We start from the raw sequence: 17,346 nt of genomic DNA, 5'->3' as shown, positions 1-17,346 counted from the left end.
AGTTGGCGCCCTGCTACCCCGCTTCACTCCTGCAGAATGCGCGAATTACTTCAAGGCTGCTGGATATGACCCGGATTGAACAGGATCTGCTCTAGATCTGCCGTTCCATGAAGATAGTGATGGGCTGCAGGCTCGGTGGAACGGAGCGGAAGCTGGCGCTTCTTTTAAAGCCAAACGCATCGTACAAAGCTATCGCATCGCTCATGAAAGTCACTGTCTCCAAACGAACGGTCGTATAGCCGCGCACCGATGGAACGAAGCGTGCCGAGAGCCGCCATCGCGCTGTTGTTCGTGATAATGCTGCTCATAATCTCCCGTCGCGTCGCCGGGCTCGTCATGAGCCAATCTCCAAGTTGCAGTTCGGAAAATCGACGAAGCGGGTTAACGGCGAGGCGAAAAAGGCAGGGGGAAACTACCTTGCCATCGAAATTATTCGACTTTGGCGCGTCACTGGTGAAAACACGGAGGCAGGAGGGTTGTGGGGGAGCGGAGTCGAACCGCTCAGCGGGACTTCCGGCCAACCTTGGCTTTCAGGCATCATCTTGTCGATGGCGTGGCTGCTCGTCCACCTTGGCCCCACAGTGCCGCTAGAGCATCCAATCCAGTTCTGAGCGCTGCCTTCATGAATCCCTCCGTTCGCAAATCGAGGTTGAGTAACCAGTCAATGCAGAGCCAGATGGGGAACAGCCACGCCCCGACATCTCCGATGGTGAAACCCAAGGTCACTAACGCCGAACCCTGAATTCGATACTTCGATACAAAATCTATGAGCGACCGCGCAACAACTTATTCCCCTCCACGCAGTGGGAGGCGCTGGTCGCATGGTTGTTTAGGAAACATCGTCTGGCATCGAAATATCCTGATCCAGCAGCCGAACGGTGCTGCCTTCTTTTCGCAGGGCCGACACGATCTGATTGATATTTTCTCTGGTGAACCATTCGTCGGGATCGAAATGCGATCCGCCCCAAACTTCCAGGATCGGCACGCAGAGGCGTTTCAACGTGCCGAAATAATCCTCCAAGAGCTCGCTCCTCGTGACAATCAACCGGGTGAAATATCTATCTTCGACGGCTTTCAGATGTGTGTGCACGCGCAAGCCGTAGTCCATCCCCTTGCCGAGGATGCGGTCCTTCAGTCCTCGATAATCCGTGAACAGCGCAATCTTCTCAGCGCCCTCGACCTTGGACGTTACGATGGCAGCATGGGCCAGCAGGCAGTGCATCCTTATGAATAAGTTCACTGATGTCAGGAACGCATGGTCGGTGCCAATCCGCAGGCGATGAAAGTCTTCTCTATAGCTTTTGGTGGTGACGAAGATGGAGTTGCCGTAGGCCCGCCAATAATCGTACTCGCCAAAATAGATAGTTTTGGCATCCACCCGCATACCCTCGACGCCCGTGATATCCTTTCCGTCGATAGACCAGAGGCGCGTGCGAGGAGAGACATCGGAGTTGGTCAGTACGATGAAATCATGCCAGCCAAATGATGCGACATTGTCCATCTCGTCACTGGCGGTTCTTAACAAGCCATGGGGCCGTTCAAGCGTTAGGAAGTTGTTTTCTGCATCCAAGAGCGCATAACCGGAGGCAACGTGTTTTTCCGCGATCTCGCGGACTTGCTGGTCGGTTTCAGTATTTCCGAAGTCGAAGGCATTTATCTGGCGGACGAATTCCTGCCGCGCAGCTTCGGTGAACGCGGTGATTGTTGTCCAATCTACGTCCCGACCGGTGGCAGGCGCTTGGCCCATGTTTTCCGCCAGAACTCTCAGGACAGACGCGGTCACGGATTCTGTGATCGCCTTCGTCATCGCCTGAGTGCGTGTAAGTTCGTCCTCTTCCCGGGTCTGGATTGCCTCTACATCGCGAAACCGCATGCAGCGCTTGAAAAGGGTGTCCCAGTGCTGGAAGTTTGAAACCTTTACCGATTCAGGGCCGATGCTTCGCACGTAGACGTGCATGAAGCTGTGCTCGTCTTTCGCGGTGATCGGCGTCGTGCCGTGAGAAGGTATATGGACGACAGGGTACGTGACGCCGTTGGTGAACTCTGTGAAATGAACCTCACATTGCAAATGTGGCTCAAGTCGTGTCTTCAAGAGATTGTGGATGGCATCGGAGCGATAGTGATCTGGACCATAGACCTCAGAGGCCGGTTCGGGATTGCCATCATCATCGATCCCGAAATACAGGCGGCCACCGCCGTGGTTCGCGATGGCTGCTATATGTCGAGCTATCTTTGCCTGGCCGTCCTTGTTCGACTTTGAGATATCCATCCAGGCCTTGAACTCGACGTTCAGTTTTTCGCTGCGATGCCGCAGGTCTTCTTCCATTTGCTGAACATCAGTTAGAACGGACACCTGCGGCCCCCAAGTCGTTTCGCTGCAGAGTAAATGCAGGGTTGAGTGTATGGACATCAAGGCTCTCGATAAGAGCAAGCGAAAAAGCGTTGTGGATAATAGATGTGCTGAGCAGCCTTTATAGCCGTTATCAGGACGGTTCGCAGTCGGACGCCGCTTGCGCCTCTATCAGACCGATTGATCAAGTAGGCGTTGAACCGACTTTGCTTTGATGAAATGAATGATTCCGCCGCCGGGGCGGTTGATGATGCCCGCGAATTTCAAGACGATCGCATTACCCTCTAAGACGGGAGCAAAGACCGAACCACCCGATATTTTTCTAATTTCATTGAGCCACCACCGAATGCGGAACGCCTTGCTGCGCTCCAGGCACCACAAAACCGGTCAAGCCTGGAATGCCATGCTCTCAGAATAGCGCCTACTGCTTACGATCCGGGCTAGCCAAAGGAACACACTCCAGAACCCAATTCCTGGCTCGCGAAAATATTGGCCAGTCTCTCATCAGGTTCAGCGAACCCAAACGTAGTGAAGCTATTCGCGTCACCGCGAGGCGATAATGCCTGATGCTCTTTAAGGGCCGGGCCGGGCATAACGTCGTTGAAGCCTGGATCAGCGTCGTTCGCGTATAGCCCCGGATCGAGATGGAACACCATCAGGCCGATATCATCCTCTACAACCTCCTTCTTGGCGTGGTAGTCGAAGATGGCGTCGTCGATCGATTTTGATCGCAACTCGTTGATCAACGCTCTGGGCATGTACCAGCCCAGTGGCAGCTTCCATTCCGTTGGGACGATGTTGTTTCGGAAGAAGCCCATAGAGCTGCCGGGGTTGGCGTAGCATTCTGCGCCGGGTATCGCTAAGCCGCACTGCTCGAGGTCCGCGCGACTTAGCGCGATTTCTGCACGGGAAGTTCTAGTGGCCAGTAGTGCGCGCAGGGGGTCGAGTAAGAAATGCTGTGATGCACCCTTGTTTGTCGTGTCCGTCGTTGCGGTCATCTCGCGGACCGTTTTGACAGTCCCACCTTTTACGTCCGCTGCGTTCTGCTGCTCGTCCATTTGTGCGTCGCCAGTTTCTCCTTCAACGTCTCCCGCTTCAGGTTCGGTGGAGGCGATGGCAAAATGAATGAGAAAAACCCTGGTTTCGCATTTCGCCCAAGGCTTGGTGTGATCGTGGAAATTTCGAACAATGTTTATCGTCTGTTCGTCGCACGTGGTTTGCTTGGCAGAGCCAGCATCCTCGTCATCGGACCCGATGTAGTTGTGAATGCCCACACTGAACCGAATGTCGTTGATCAGGTCCACCACCGTATCCGCACCGCTGTTTTCGAAGTACCCACCGTCAGCCAGCAGCACTTGTTCTTCTGGCGCGGTTGTTAGACGGCCTGTCGGTGTTATCCAGGGAAAGCGCGCCGATAGCGCCGCTCCGTCCATGATCTTGATATCTTGGCTCGGGTCGGGCCGATCAAGCCTAAGCACACTTTTCGCGGGCCACCACTCAGCCGTCCCCGAATAGATTTCGGGAGCGAACGGAGAAATAACGAACCGCCTTCCATCCAAGACGTTCGTGGTGACCGAGACAACCGCTGGCCTGGCCATTTTTGTGTCAAAACTCTGCATGACCGGAAGGTTCAGAAACGCTGTATTACCGACCGATGCCAAGAAAGAATCGCTGAGGATTTGAGCGCGGTCGCTGACGCTCCACTGCCCAGGGATGAACCTGTCGAAGGCTTCGACAAGAAGGAGCCGGGCAAGAACCGGCGAAAGATGGTCAGCGCTTATGGTGTTGTATTCAATTTCCCGTCCGTTTGGGCCGCAGGGCTGACTATCGCGTTGTGTGGGATCGACCTCGTTTGCAAACAGGGCATTGCCGATCGCTCCCCCGGATACGCCAACCAAAGCGAATACGTGCTGAGCAAACGTCGGACATTTCGCCGAAATGGTCGACAGCGTTGAATAGGCGTGGGCGGCCGCGTAGATTCCGCCGCCTTCCGATGAAACGAATATCACCGGGTAAGGAAGATTCATTTTTCGGTATGGCTCTATATCCCTCCGATTTTGCAACCATTCTCGCAGTGTCGCCTCCAGAACACGCGTTTTCGAGCCTTCGGATGAAGCAATCGGAATGTCGTGTTTATTGGGAGGAAACAGAAGCGTCGCAAGGAATACGTATAGTAGAGTGCAGCCTGCGATTCTTGGTCGAAGAGAGCCAACCAAAATTGAAAGACCTACGACGGTAATAAACGCCACAACGATGGCGGTGGAACCGAGCGTGCGGGGGAGCCAAATTGGACTTTGTATCGTGGCAAAACCTAGCGCCAAGAGGCCGAAGCACGCCAAACCGTATGGAACCCAAATTGTTCGAATTATAAGGGGCGCGCGCTTAGGGTCGCCAATTAGGTATAAGGCTGTAAAACCTGCGCCACTTGCGACGACAACCGCCAAGGCTATGACAACAGGGATTTTAACAACCCCGGTTACTTGCCAAACCGAAAGGGCCAACGTGATCGGTAGGAGCATGGGCACAAAAGTGTACCAAATTGCAAACCGGTCGGTGATCCATATCATCCATAGAGAGAGTATTGCGGCGATAAAGGCCATGGCGACAGCAAGGTAGATTTGGAATCCGTCCGCGGCGGCCAGCGCAATGACGACATCATATTGCGCTGGCCGCGTCAAAGTTAAGATTGCGAATACAAGGGTCGGAAGCGCAAGGATGGCCGTCTGAATTAAGGGGCGTATAGCCTTTTTTAGAAACCTCTTGATGCAACTGATCATACCGTGTCCCCCAACACCTAGCGAACCCCTCCGTCCCAGAACACCGATGCGATAGGGATCAACGTAGAGTAGAGGGAATTTGCCAAATGTGAATTGGCATTTTTGGGGCAACAGTAGTTCAGCAGCAATCGTCCCATGTTTGGGCGCGAGCCCCCGCTAATTGCTACGCTTCACCGGGGCAGCGTTTGATCGAGGTAGAAGAACCCGCCTGTCTAGCCGTCCCTTCCGATGGTCGCCAACTTGCCCGCGGTTGCATTTGGCCACTGTCGGTCAACTCTGATCGTAATTAGTGTGGAGCGGAAGCCAACCTCCCGGGACAGTGCGTTCCGGAAGGTTGCTGATGCTTGCCTCGCTTGTCGTCGTGCGATCGTGCGTTGCCGTGATCGACTCGCATACGTCGGATTCGCAACCGTACGATAAGAAGCAGCAAAGCCACCTGTAGTGAAGCCGCGCGTTTATCGCTGCTCGTAGACTGTTATTTCTATTCGTGTTTTCGAGCGGCAATGCGATTTTTATAATGAAATCAACGATCGAAAGCGCAATCGTATTGACGAAAAAATCATCGATGATGACGAACTAGATAAAATGGTGGGCCCGGAGGGACTCGAACCCCCAACCAAGCGGTTATGAGCCGCCGGCTCTAACCATTGAGCTACAGGCCCGGCGCGACAAAAACTTCGCGCTTGCGACTCCGGAGCAATGGTTCCCCGCAGCCGACTTGGCTCTAACCCAATTTCTCTTTTCCGACAAGGGACTGCCGTAATACCTTCACAATCAATCCGCAAAAGCGAATCCCGAGGAATTATCAACCAAGGAACGAATCATGCTTCCGACGAAAACCAGAGATTTTGCTCTTGCCGCCCTTGTCAGCGCCACTTTCTTCGTGCCAGCGGCCGCAGCCTTTGCCGAAGACGCCAAGCCGCGGGAAGCCGTCATCACGGTTACCGGTGAAGGACATGCGACCACTGCGCCGGATATGGCCGTTGTGACGTTGTCGGTCGTCCAGCAGGCGAAAGCAGCCCAGGACGCACTCGACCAGAACAGCAAGGCCATGGGCGCCGTGCTGGCGACGCTGAAGGAGAGCGGCATTGCCGAGCGCGATCTGCAGACCTCGGGCTTTTCGATCCAGCCGCAATATACCTATCCGAACGACAAGGACGGCCGTGGCCAGCCGCCGGTCCTGACCGGCTATCAGGTGACGAACGGCCTGACCGTTCGCGTGCGTGATCTCTCCAAGCTCGGCGGCCTGCTCGACCAGGCAGTCAAGCTCGGCATCAACCAGGGCGGCGATATTCAGTTCACCAACGACAAGCCTGATACGGTTCTTGAAGAGGCCCGCAAGAAAGCGGTCGCCGATGCCGCCGCCAAGGCGAAGGTCCTGACGGATGCTGCCGGCGTCAAGCTTGGCCGCGTCATCGCGATCCATGAAGGTGGGGTCGCTGCGCCGCCGCAGCCCTACATGCGCAGCATGGCCGCAGCAGCACCGATGGACAAGGCCGTCCCCGTCGCAACCGGCGAGAATGAATATAACGCTTCGGTCAGCATCACCTACGCAATCCAGCAATAGAGCACTTCCAGGAAAAGTGCTGCGCGGTTTTCCGGTTGAAAATTGCGAGGCGACATAGAGATAGAGAGGGTCGGATATTCCGTGAAAAGCTGAAGCGCTCTTGACCAAAACAAAACCGTCCTTCGCTCAAATCCATTCGGATCGAACAAAGGACGGTTTCGCGGCCCCCGCCAATAAAGGCGAAACGGTCAGTATGAGGAGCGGGCGCTACGTGCGCCCGCAATGCTGATCAGCGGCCAAGCAGCGGGCAGCCGCGAACATTGGCAAACATCATCGTATCCGGACCGCGGCGACCGAAGCCATCGACGATGACACGGCGCGGCGTTACATCCACGACACGGGCACGACGCAGGCCATAGCTGCGCGCAACGTCGATAGCCTGACGCGGATCGCAGCCGCGGCGGTCGAAGCGCGGCGGCCGGTCGTAATCCGGCGGTGGCGGGCGATGCCGGCCGGGACCGACATAGATATCAACGCCCTGCGCGGCAGCAAAATCCGCCGTGCCCGACAGAGCAGTCACTGCGACGGCAAGGGTGACCCCCAGCTTTGCCAGCATTTGTTTCATTATGCACTCCGTAAATCAAAAACGCCCTCGCCTCCGCAGGATTTGCCGAGCGAACGAGCAAGAGGTAACGATGCGATACTGAACAAGCTCAGAATCAGCCATTCACCCAATATTCAGCTACAATGAACGCTAAAGTGACACCAGATGGCTGATAATAGCACAACGTAAATAATAAAGCCGCCTCCCTTTCGGAGGCGGCTTCGAATCCATCGAATAGATGTGGAAAACTTCGGTGCGCTGCGATCAGCGGCGGATCAGCGGGCAACCGCGCACGTTCGCGAAAACGACGCGATCCGGCCCGCGGCGACCGAAGCCTTCGACCACGACGCGGCGCGGCGTGATGTTGTCGATGCGGGCACGGCGCAGGCCCATGTCGCGTGCCTTCTGAACGGCAAGGCCCGGCGAGCAGATGCGGCCACGATAGTGGTCGTACCGTGCCTGCTGGATACCCGGATGGAAGTCGTTGGCCGATGCGGTGGCGGCCGTTGCGGAGATGGCGCCCAGCGCGATGAGGGCTGCAATACCTGCCTTGGCGAAAAGATTGCTCATGGTGTTTCTCCTTCAAATCCTTGCTGCGGATCGTTGCAATCCCGTTATCGGCCCCGTTAGTGGCCGATACCTTTGGGATTGAGGGCACGTTAGGTCAGCCAATCTGAACCGAACGCGAATTGGCCGTTCAGATTGTATTCATGACGATTAACAACCGGTTGACGCAAGGTATGTAAAGGGCTCAGCCAGAAAAGTGCAGCACGATTTCACGCCGGTGCGGCCGGTCGCGATGCTCGAAAAGATAGATCCCTTGCCAGGTGCCAAGCGCCAGCCGGCCGCCCATGACCGGAATACCGATCGAAACCTGGGTTAGCGCCGCCTTGATGTGCGCCGGCATATCGTCCGGCCCCTCCAGCGTATGCACGATCCAGCGCATCGAAGGATCGGAGGACGGCGGCACGAGCCGGCTGAAGAAAGCCTTGAGATCCGTCTTCACATCGGGATCGGCATTCTCCTGAATGAGCAGGGAACAGGACGTATGGCGCACGAAGACGGTCAAGAGCCCCTCGCCGCCACCCGCCGCCTTCCGCACGAATTCCGTCGCGTCCTCGGTGAATTCATAGAGCCCCTGCCCGTGAGTTGCGAGCGTGACAACGGTTTGCGGCATGGCATTTTCCTGACGTGACGATAGTACTCCGCATCAGGTCGGGCGCAGTAGCCGGAATGTCAAGCCCGGCCACTGCCTACCGCCTATAGTGCGACGGCGATTTTGAAGCCGCCATAAACCATGCGCTTGCCATCGAAAGGCATGTTTTTCATTTCATCGTCCAAACGCGGATCGGCCATGACCTTCGCCATGATCGCGTCACGGCTCTCTCGCGATTCATAGGTGATCCACGAAAACACCACGACTTCATCATCCGTTGCCTGCACCGCACGCGGGAAGGAGGTGAGTTCGCCATAGGGCACGTCGTCCCCTATGGCCTCGACATAGCTGAGCGCGCCATATTCCCGCCAGATCTCGCCTGCTTTGCCCGCCAATGCCTTATAGGCCTCGATCTTGTCTTTCGGCACGGCAACAATAAAACCATCGACATAGGACATTTTCGCCTCCTTTGTTCTATGCTCACCCTTGAAGGACGATCGAGAATGACCGGATCCGACATAGGTTCAGCACTTTTTCGATTCAGCACTTTTCGCCTTCGGCTTAAGTGGACGGGGCGGACAAGAATTCGCACAGTGCCCATGCGAAGGGACGTCAATGGAGATAGAATACAGGGACAATCCAAGTCTCGGAAATGAAGCGCTCAATGCCCTGTGGGCATCTGCCTGGGAGGCCTCTTCCCCGCGGGATTTCCAACCGATCTTTTCCAGAAATCTCGCCCATGTCGGCGCATTCGCCGACGCGAGACTGGTCGGCTTCGTCAATGTCGCTTGGGATGGCGGCATTCACGCCTTCATTCTCGACACCTGCGTCGATCCTGCGTTTCGGCGACGGGGCATTGCGAGTGCCTTGGTCGAGCGGGCGAAAATCCTGGCTCACGAGGGCGGTGCTGAATGGCTGCATGTCGATTTCGAACCGCATCTCGCCGACTTTTATCGAAACCTTGGTTTCGCCTCCACGGAGGCCGGCTTGATACGATTACGCGATTGAGGCGGTGCCCTAACCCGACGATCGGATTTGCGATAGCAACCAATTGCGAAACAGCGCTGCGGCCGGATTCAGCAATGCATTCGGCGGATAAAGAAGATTGTAGCTGACGGCGGCCGGCTGCACCTCGATGAAGCACCGAACCAGCGTCTTCTCGGTGAGATCGCCGGCGACCAGCGAGCTGCGAACGAGAGCGAAACCGCGCCCTTGCCGGCAGGCTTCGAGCATGTCGGCGAAGGAAGCGAACAACGGCGCCTCCTCCACCGCTCGCGCTATATCGAAACGCGGGGTTGTCTCGTCATTGCTCCCGCCGGTAATCTGCTCGTACCAGCGTTGCCAATCCAGTATCGTGTGCCGCATGCCGGCATAGCGTAGCAGCGGTGCGGCCCTTATAGCCTCGCGTGGCGGCAATTGTTCGGACAGCTGCGGCGAACTGACGACGAATTCCTCGTCCGTCAACAGTTCCTCCTGCGTGAGGCCTGCTTGGGCACGGCCGAGCCAGATCGCCAGATCGGCGCCGCCAGGCTGGAAATCGGGGCGCTGATAACCAACGGCCATTTTCACTTCGATTTCCGGATGACGCTGGCAGAAATCCGGCAGGCGTGTCGCCAGCCACTGGCTCGAAAACTCCGGAGTGACCGAAACGGCGACGCTGCGAACCGAAACGCTCGCGCGCGCCTGGTAAAGTGCTGCTTCCAGTTCGGCAATCGTTTCAACGACTGCCGGATACAGGCGCGCACCCAATGGCGTCAGTCTCGCACCGTTTCGGCCTCTGTCGAATAACCGCCCTCCGATCCACCCTTCGAACTGGGCAAGCTGATGACTGACAGCCGTCTGCGTCTGCCCGATCCGCTCCGCAGCACGACCGAAGCCGCCGGTTTCGGCGATCGCACAGAATGTCTGCAGCACGGATAGCGGTGGAAGCGGCCTCTTTCCCATGAAAATCTCGCATGTATTCAAGTGCAAGGCTTCATTATACACGGCGTTATTTTAGGCGCATCTGTCATTCTCGAAACCTTGAGATCAAGATCAGATGAATATCCTTCATGATTACCGCACCAAGTCATGGATCGCGTGGCTCTTGTTTCGACAAGGCAACGGTGAAAAACGGCCGCATGCTAAAGAGATTGGCAAACGGGATATGTTGCCTTTGGCAAACAGGCATTTGCTACGAGATGTGGGTTTAGACAAGCTTGCCGAAGCGGATCAGGAGATAAAGACCGTTAGCCTCTGAGTGTCTTCACCTTGGTCAGATCCGGAAAAAGCCGCGTCCAGAGCAGCACCACGACTATAGTGCCGAGGCCGCCGACAATGCCGGTCAAGACCGGCCCCAGCACGCTCGCAAGCATGCCGGACTCGAATTCGCCAAGCTGGTTGGACGTGCCGATGAAAAGCGAATTCACGGCATTGACGCGGCCGCGCATGGCGTCCGGCGTAAGAAGCTGCACGAGCGAGCTGCGCACGACGACACTGACGGTATCGGATGCACCGACAACGAAGAGCGCGGCAACGGATAGCAGGATATTGCTCGAGAGCGCGAAGACGACGGTGGCAACGCCGAAAATCAACACTGCGAACAGCATCTTCTTGCCGACATCCGTCTGCAGCGGCCGGCGCGCCAGCCAGATCGACATGACCAGAGCGCCGATTGCCGGCGCGGCGCGCAAGAGGCCAAGCCCCCACGGACCGGCATGCAGGATATCGCGTGCAAACATCGGCAACAGCGCCGTTGCGCCACCGAGAAGAACGGCGAAGAGATCGAGCGAGATCGTGCCAAGCATGACCGGCCGGCTTCTTATGAAGGAGACACCGGCGAAAACAGAGCTCAGCGTCATCGGCTCGCGAGACGGAGCCTGTCGCTGTTCGAGGCGGATCGAGATGACATTGATGCTGGCGATGACATACAGCGCTGCCGAAACGGCAAAAGGCGCGACGGGGCTGACGCCATAGAGCAGGCCCCCGAGCGACGGACCGATGATGAAGGCCGTCTGCATCATCGAGGTGGAGGTGGCTATCGCCACCTGCAGCAGCGAGGACGGCACGATGTTGGGCAGCAGCGCCGCCATTGTTGGGCGCTCGAAGGCCGTTGCCGCGCCCATGACGGCGACGGCGGCGAGGATTCCGGAGGGACCTATCCAGCGCTGCCAGACGGCCACGGCCAGTGCCAATGCGGTCAGCGCTTCGATCAATTGGCAGGCAAGGCCGATGCGCCGGCGATCGAACCGATCGGCGACATGGCCGACGACGAAGGTCAGGATAACCATCGGCAGGAACTGGCAGAAGCCGACGAGCCCTAGGAAAAAGGCGCTGTGGGTCTGGTCATAGATCATCCAGCCCATGGCGACGGTCACGGATTGAAAGCCTATCGAGGAAAAAACACGCGATGCCGCAAAGGAACGGTAGCCAGAATGCCCGAGCACGCTCGGCCGGTCTTCAGTCTGCAGGGTATCCATAGGCTTTCTTCGTCCGCCTGCGCGGATGCGCGGAGACTCGTTTTTCAATCGTTCGACATTCTATTGAAGCCCTGCTCTGCCTGAACGAGCGGCTTGTCAACCGGGTTTTTGCTGTCGCCGCGAATTCGTTGCAGATGACAGATCAAATCGCGGTGAAGACGAGCTGAGAAGCCCCCGTGTGGCCGTGATCGACCAAACGGCGGCCAGTTCCGCCGCAATGGCATCGATGAGCCTCGGCACATCGCTGCGCGCCGCATCATGCATCGCCTCGGCAACGATCAGCACGGAGTGCGTGTCGTTGCGCACCGCGGATAGGCCGCTTTGCCGATTGGTCCAGCGCCGGGCATGCGCCCGCCCCGCCGCATCGGCAAAGATCACTTCTTTCGGTTCGGGACGCTCCGTCTCGCCGGAAAAGGTGAGGTAACTTTCGCTGCCGTCGGCATGTCGCACCTCGAGATCGTCGGATATTTTCGCAAGATCGAAAACGGCGACGGGAATGGCGAAGGCGATCGAGATGGCATTGCAGAGATCGACGAGCGGATGCAGCCGCGGCAGCGATCCCTCCTGGCGAAAGCGGCGAAGCAGCGCCTCGGATGCACAGCGATATTGCGTCGGCTTCAATCCCATCTTCGAAAAGGTCCGCCGCCAGGCCTGTATTTCCGGCATCTCGCTTTCGCCGCGCTGCGCCAGCCGCTCGGCGGCGATCGTGTGATATCCCGCGATACGCCCAGTGACGTCGACGGCGGAACTAATCCCCTCGGCGAACAGCACGCCGGGGACCAGCTCGGGAAACTCGCTCCACATCTCGTTCGAGTGGCGGAAAAACATGGATATACTCCTTCTGCACAGCTTACCTGGCGTCGCAGAGAACCCCGTCGTCATCGTCCGGTCTTGAATAAAATTGCAGATGTCTCAACCGATAGCCGCGGCATAGGCGCCCGGAGAAAGGCCGAAGTTGCGAACAAAAAGGCGTGTCATGTGACTCTGATCGGCAAAGCCGCTGGCAAAGGCCGCCTCCGCCAGGGATGTGCCCGCTGCAATCAAACGCCGGGCCTTTTGAATCCGACGCTGCAGGAGATAGGCGTGAGGCGTGAGTCCCGTTGCCTTGGTGAAGGCACGCAGGAACTGGAAATGGCTCAGCCCGCATAAATCAGCAAGTTCTGCAAGTGTCAAAGGGGCCGCAGGATCGTCGTCGATCAGATCACGCGCCCGGCCGATGGCCGCGGGAACTGCGGCGTCACGTAAGCTGCCCGCTCCCTCGCGCATCACGGCAGCGACGAGCGAGAGCAGCAGACCATCCCGCAAGAGCGCGTCCTGTGATGTGCTGTTTATCACGAGCGGAAGCAAGATTTTGAAACATGCAGCCGCCTCGTTGTTGCGGATGACGGGCGACGGAAATTCCGACGCTCCGAACCGGCCCCCGCCGATGTCGCGCATGAGATCGCCGATCAGCCGAGGTTCGAAATAAAGCATGGACCAGGCACGGCTCTCGCCGATCGGCACACCATCATGCACCTCATTCGGATTGACGCTGATGAGGTCCCCGGCTTCGGCCCGCACCATCCCTCGCCCACTGAGCGACGCCTGCGCGCCGGCCTCGATAATGCCGATGCCGAACTGATCATGCGTATGCTTGGGAAAGCTATGGCCTGTTTCGGCTCTGACCGCCTCGACGCCGACAACGCTGGAACGGTATATCCTGAATTGACCGGACCTCATCCGTACCGTCTTCCTATACCACCAATATCGTCGCGCCAGCGATTACATCGCCTCCAATGCGGCAATGTCGCTCGCCCGCAATCCAGACGCAACGCTTTAACTGACTCCGCCCGCCTTTTCATCCGCCGCCGTCACCAGTGCTGCCTGCGTATTGCCCGCAACCGCAGTCGGCAGCGGCGTGCCGCGCTTGCGCTCTCGCGCCAATGTCAGCAGGCCGGAAAAGATGATGAGGACGATGCCGGCGGCCATCGGCATGTCGATGTTGTCGTTGAACAACAGGTAGCCGAAAGCGATCGCCCAGAGCATCTGACTATATTGCGGCGGCGCGACCAGATTGGCGGGCGCCATTTGCGCGGCGGTCAACAGCAAAACGCTGCCGAACGCGCCAAGCAGGCCGTAGCTCGCGAGGAATATCCATTGTGTCGGCGTCGGCATGGTCACTTCGGACAGCATGAGAAAGCCGCTAACGATGAGCGTTCCGAAGAGGCCTGCACCATAGAGCGAGATACGTTTCTCCTTCGCGCCCAGCGCGCGGTTGATGACGATGGAGATCGCCGCCGCAAGACCGCCGATTGCCGCACAGAGATGACCGACCGAAAGCTCGCGAAAGCCGGGCCTCAGAACGATCAGCACCCCGACGAAACCGAGAATGACCGCCGTCCAGCGCTGCCAGCGCACATCCTCTTTAAGAAAAATCACCGAGAGAATGGTCACGAAGGACGGCAGCAGGAAGAGCAGCGCAAAGGCTTCCGCCATCGGCAGCCTGGTGAAGGCGACGACGGAGCAGATGGCGCCGGTCGCGCCACAGACGAAACGCAGCAGCCACAGGGGGCGGCTCGAGGTCCGCACCATGTCGAGCCATTCGTCTTCACGCTTCTTCAGGAAAGGTATGGCGGCAAAGCCGAACAGCGCCCCGATGAAGGCGACCTGATAGGAAGGAATGGCCCCATGCAGGATCTTGATCGAGGCATCGCTGAAGGCGAAGACAGCATAGGACGCGAATGCCACAAGGACACCACGCAGGGCAGAGCGGCCCGCTGCCGCAGAACTGGAATCGGCTGTAATCGAGGACATCGGAATCTTGAGAAAAGTGCGATGGAAGGACACTGAATCAGGGAGATACAGGCAATTGTATGATGAAATGAGCTGAATTTCGATCGAGTATGGAATAAACTATTGTTTCAGGTGAATGCGCCAAAGGAGCCGCATCAATTTCCAACAGAACCCAGCTTTTCGAGTTGATCTGGCGAAACGAGGCCCCTATCCGTGTAAGAAAAAGCTATAACCTTGAGGGCATCGCTGTCCACCTCGCAAGTGAATGCCACTCTCCGCCAACCATTGGGAGTCTGCACCACAGCACCGTCACCGAATAGGCTGATATCAGAAAGCATCGCCTGCGATAGAGCTGAATTAGCATAGACGTATCCAACTGCACGAAAATCACGACCAAACTGTAATTTCTCTTCAGAGTTACAGAGATACGCTACTCGCTTACGCCTCGGTAGTTTTTTCCAGGCGTCGTAGTCACTCTTCGACAAGCGGGCCATCTCGGCACCCGAATAGAGCTTCTTAGCCTGAACAGCCCGTTTCGGCACTAGAGATTCAGGCCGCGGTGCCTCGGCAATCAATGCAGTGCCGCCTTCAGCCGGGTTACTTTGGCCCCCTGAGGCAGACTGGCTTTGAGCATTCTGCTGTGAAGGAGATGGCTTCACCGCCGGAACAACAATCTGCGGCGGGTGCGGATCGGCGGCCGGCGCCTGGGCGGCGGCTTGTGCCTGCGGATCATTCTGATTGGCCGCTGGGGCCTGCGGCTGCTGCACCTGCGAATCCGAAGGCTCGTTGGTTGCCAAGATATCAGGCACCGTGGAGGAGGCTTTGGCGGTCGGGTCGCTTGCTGGCGGCCGGGCGGCATTTGCGTGCTGATCCTTGGCGTCCGCTTGCTGCTGGGCTTCCTGCTCCTGCTGCGCCGCCCGTGCTTGCTCCTGAGCCTGCGCCTCCGCTTGCTGCTCGGCCGCAGCATCGTTTGGCGGCGTCGGAGGCGTGTCGTTCTGTTGCTCGGCGGCATCCGCCTCCTGCGTGGTCGTCGGATCCTTCTGATCGCCCTTCATATCCGGAAGAGGCGTCTCGGTCGCGGAGGGCTGCTGCTCCGCCTTGTCAACGGGCTTGTCAGCGCCGGGATCGTCAGGCTTGGCCTCAGGCTTCTCTGCCTGCTCCACCGGCTTGTCGGCCTTGGCTTCGTCGGGTTTGGCTGGAGGCTTTTGCGCCGCTTCCTTGCCCTGAGGGTCGGATTGCTTTGGCGGCTGCTCGTCCGACTTTTTTCCCTGCGGCTGCTGCGGCTCTTGTTGGGTTTCGGCCGCCTGCTCCGCCGGCTTCTCGTCAGGTTTCGGTGTCGGTTTGGGAGGCTGGTCGGGCTTCTCGTTCGCCTTCGTCGCAAGCTCCTGCTTTTGCTCCTGCTGCGGCACCAACTCGACGTTGACGCTCTGCTCGGGCTTTGCCTCCGGCGGCGCCGGCAGCAGCGGCAGCAGAAAAACCGCGACAAACAGGACGTGCAGAAGGATCGACAGGACAAAGCCCGGCCTCATCTCTCTATCCCGTTTTTCCGCAACTTTTTCCATCGTTCAGCCGAGGGCTCGCGCAGAGGAAGCAATCAAGAGAAAACAACGCATCGATTCATTCGATCCTTACCGGCAAACAGATCAGAAGACTTTTCGGTCGCTGACATATGGTACCCGACCACGCGCCGCGAAAGAGGTATCGGCGGAAATCGAACTTGTCAGTCCTCCACGCGATCCGCAATGGCGCAAAAACAAACCTGCGTGATCGCATAGCGCGAAAGCATGTGCATCCACCGTTAGAAGAATTCGTCCAACAGCCGATAGAAAGCCATCTTCTCTGGCTGCGGTTCGAAATTTCCATAGGCCTTCAAAAACTCGAACACCAAGCCCTTACCGAAATTGTACTCGATGCTGCCACAGGCAAGCGCAATATCCTGATGACGATCGGCAATACCGAGACGGCCGCAATCAATATAGCCGCTGAATCTATCGCCATCGGCCATGAAGTTCGGTAGGCAGGCATCGCCATGGGTGACAACAAAATCCTCCGCTGACGGTCTTTTGGCCTCAAGTTCACGGAAGAGATCCTCTGCCGACCGCCCCAGCCTGGCATCATCGAAATCATCCTCATCAACGCGGCCGGCAAGCATGCGCGCCCTCGCCTCGGCAATTCTGTTCCCAAGTCGATGATCGAAGGGACATCCAGCGATATCGACTGAGTGCAATCGCCGCAAAGCATCCGCCAAAAGCCGCACCCGCTCCAGCGGCTGTAACCGCTCCGCGCTGACGAGATCGCTGCCGGGAAGAGCGCTCATCAAAAGCCATTCGCGTTCGCCGTCCTTCTCGTGGGTAATGACATCCGGGCAAGCAAGGCCCTGCGAGGCGAGCCATCGCAGCCTGGCAACCTCGCCGGCCAATTCCCCCAAGGGATCGGCCAGCTCGGTCTTGAGATAGACCGGCGCGCGTCCATCGGCCTCAAGCCGGAAGACATGGGCCGAGGAATGGCCGAGCGCATCCTGCCGCCATTCATATCCAGTCAACGCGTCGCGTAGCCGGGTTGGGATGAGTGTTTCCATGAATTGCGGCTTGCTCGCCATGAATCAGACCCTTGATGCCGATTCTGTCAAAGTCATGACCTCCACCAGAGGTGGAGGTTTGAAACGCTGCGCTTGAACCGCTAGAAGCGGTATTGTTAGCGCTTAGTAGCTACGATTGAAGAG

Annotated in this window: 16 protein-coding genes and 1 tRNA gene; 3 read left to right on the top strand and 14 right to left on the bottom strand. The window is 57.7% G+C overall.

What is annotated here, in order from left to right:
• Positions 1–829: 829 nt before the first annotated feature.
• The 3 genes from FHT84_RS30820 to FHT84_RS30810 form a co-directional block, all read right to left on the bottom strand.
• Positions 830–2,353, bottom strand: coding sequence for an ATP-binding protein (locus FHT84_RS30820; RefSeq protein WP_113251143.1), 1,524 nt, complete (start codon positions 2,351–2,353; stop codon positions 830–832).
• A 437-nt stretch (positions 2,354–2,790) separates the two neighbouring features.
• Positions 2,791–5,127: a hypothetical protein gene (locus FHT84_RS30815; protein ID WP_169646345.1), complete on the bottom strand. Its 2,337-nt coding sequence runs from the start codon at positions 5,125–5,127 to the stop codon at positions 2,791–2,793.
• A gap of 586 nt (positions 5,128–5,713) precedes the next feature.
• A tRNA-Ile gene (locus FHT84_RS30810) sits at positions 5,714–5,789 on the bottom strand.
• A gap of 161 nt (positions 5,790–5,950) precedes the next feature.
• On the opposite strand from FHT84_RS30810, the gene FHT84_RS30805 reads away from it, so the two are divergent.
• On the top strand, positions 5,951–6,694 hold the full coding sequence (locus FHT84_RS30805) for an SIMPL domain-containing protein (RefSeq protein ID WP_113251141.1): 744 nt from the start codon (positions 5,951–5,953) through the stop codon (positions 6,692–6,694).
• 229 nt (positions 6,695–6,923) lie between these two features.
• On the opposite strand, the gene FHT84_RS30800 is transcribed toward FHT84_RS30805, so the two are convergent.
• The 4 genes from FHT84_RS30800 to FHT84_RS30785 all read right to left on the bottom strand — a co-directional run bounded on the left by FHT84_RS30800 (position 6,924) and on the right by FHT84_RS30785 (position 8,852).
• Positions 6,924–7,259 carry a hypothetical protein gene (locus FHT84_RS30800; RefSeq protein ID WP_112342641.1) on the bottom strand — a complete coding sequence of 112 codons (336 nt, stop codon included), beginning with the start codon at positions 7,257–7,259 and terminating at the stop codon, positions 6,924–6,926.
• A 243-nt stretch (positions 7,260–7,502) separates the two neighbouring features.
• Complete coding sequence (locus tag FHT84_RS30795) at positions 7,503–7,808, bottom strand: hypothetical protein (RefSeq protein ID WP_112344293.1); 306 nt, start codon at positions 7,806–7,808, stop codon at positions 7,503–7,505.
• A 181-nt stretch (positions 7,809–7,989) separates the two neighbouring features.
• Positions 7,990–8,415, bottom strand: coding sequence for a secondary thiamine-phosphate synthase enzyme YjbQ (locus FHT84_RS30790; RefSeq protein ID WP_113251140.1), 426 nt, complete (start codon positions 8,413–8,415; stop codon positions 7,990–7,992).
• An 83-nt stretch (positions 8,416–8,498) separates the two neighbouring features.
• Positions 8,499–8,852 (bottom strand): DUF1428 domain-containing protein, encoded by a 354-nt coding sequence (locus tag FHT84_RS30785; RefSeq protein WP_113251139.1) that lies wholly within the window; start codon positions 8,850–8,852, stop codon positions 8,499–8,501.
• Positions 8,853–9,009: 157 nt separating this feature from the next.
• On the opposite strand from FHT84_RS30785, the gene FHT84_RS30780 reads away from it, so the two are divergent.
• Entirely contained in the window at positions 9,010–9,402 is a 393-nt protein-coding gene (locus tag FHT84_RS30780; RefSeq protein ID WP_113251138.1) for a GNAT family N-acetyltransferase, read from the top strand.
• 9 nt (positions 9,403–9,411) lie between these two features.
• Here the strand turns inward: FHT84_RS30780 and FHT84_RS30775 are convergent, their stop codons facing one another.
• On the bottom strand, positions 9,412–10,338 hold the full coding sequence (locus FHT84_RS30775; RefSeq protein WP_113251137.1) for a LysR substrate-binding domain-containing protein: 927 nt from the start codon (positions 10,336–10,338) through the stop codon (positions 9,412–9,414).
• A 94-nt stretch (positions 10,339–10,432) separates the two neighbouring features.
• Between FHT84_RS30775 and FHT84_RS30770 the strand changes: the two genes are divergently transcribed.
• Positions 10,433–10,633, top strand: a complete 201-nt coding sequence (locus FHT84_RS30770) for a hypothetical protein (RefSeq protein ID WP_113251136.1) — start codon at positions 10,433–10,435, stop codon at positions 10,631–10,633.
• On the opposite strand, the gene FHT84_RS30765 is transcribed toward FHT84_RS30770, so the two are convergent.
• The 6 genes from FHT84_RS30765 to FHT84_RS30740 all read right to left on the bottom strand — a co-directional run bounded on the left by FHT84_RS30765 (position 10,623) and on the right by FHT84_RS30740 (position 17,223).
• On the bottom strand, positions 10,623–11,852 hold the full coding sequence (locus FHT84_RS30765; protein WP_113251135.1) for an MFS transporter: 1,230 nt from the start codon (positions 11,850–11,852) through the stop codon (positions 10,623–10,625). The genes FHT84_RS30770 and FHT84_RS30765 overlap by 11 nt on opposite strands.
• A 96-nt stretch (positions 11,853–11,948) precedes the next feature.
• Entirely contained in the window at positions 11,949–12,680 is a 732-nt protein-coding gene (locus tag FHT84_RS30760) for a phenylalanine--tRNA ligase beta subunit-related protein (RefSeq protein WP_113251134.1), read from the bottom strand.
• A gap of 84 nt (positions 12,681–12,764) precedes the next feature.
• A complete protein-coding gene (locus tag FHT84_RS30755; protein ID WP_113251133.1) occupies positions 12,765–13,571 on the bottom strand; it encodes an AraC family transcriptional regulator in 807 nt (268 codons plus the stop codon).
• 96 nt (positions 13,572–13,667) lie between these two features.
• Positions 13,668–14,645: a DMT family transporter gene (locus tag FHT84_RS30750; RefSeq protein ID WP_113251156.1), complete on the bottom strand. Its 978-nt coding sequence runs from the start codon at positions 14,643–14,645 to the stop codon at positions 13,668–13,670.
• Positions 14,646–14,779: 134 nt separating this feature from the next.
• A complete protein-coding gene (locus tag FHT84_RS30745) occupies positions 14,780–16,186 on the bottom strand; it encodes a DUF930 domain-containing protein (RefSeq protein ID WP_113251132.1) in 1,407 nt (468 codons plus the stop codon).
• Positions 16,187–16,422: 236 nt separating this feature from the next.
• Entirely contained in the window at positions 16,423–17,223 is an 801-nt protein-coding gene (locus FHT84_RS30740; RefSeq protein WP_113251131.1) for an APH(3')-II family aminoglycoside O-phosphotransferase, read from the bottom strand.
• Positions 17,224–17,346 lie beyond the last annotated feature (123 nt).

This window comes from Rhizobium sp. BK289 (assembly GCF_014193575.1).
Lineage (GTDB): Bacteria > Pseudomonadota > Alphaproteobacteria > Rhizobiales > Rhizobiaceae > Rhizobium > Rhizobium tropici_C.
The sequence above is the reverse complement of the archived record's forward strand: the minus strand, read 5'-3'. Positions and strand labels throughout refer to the sequence as shown.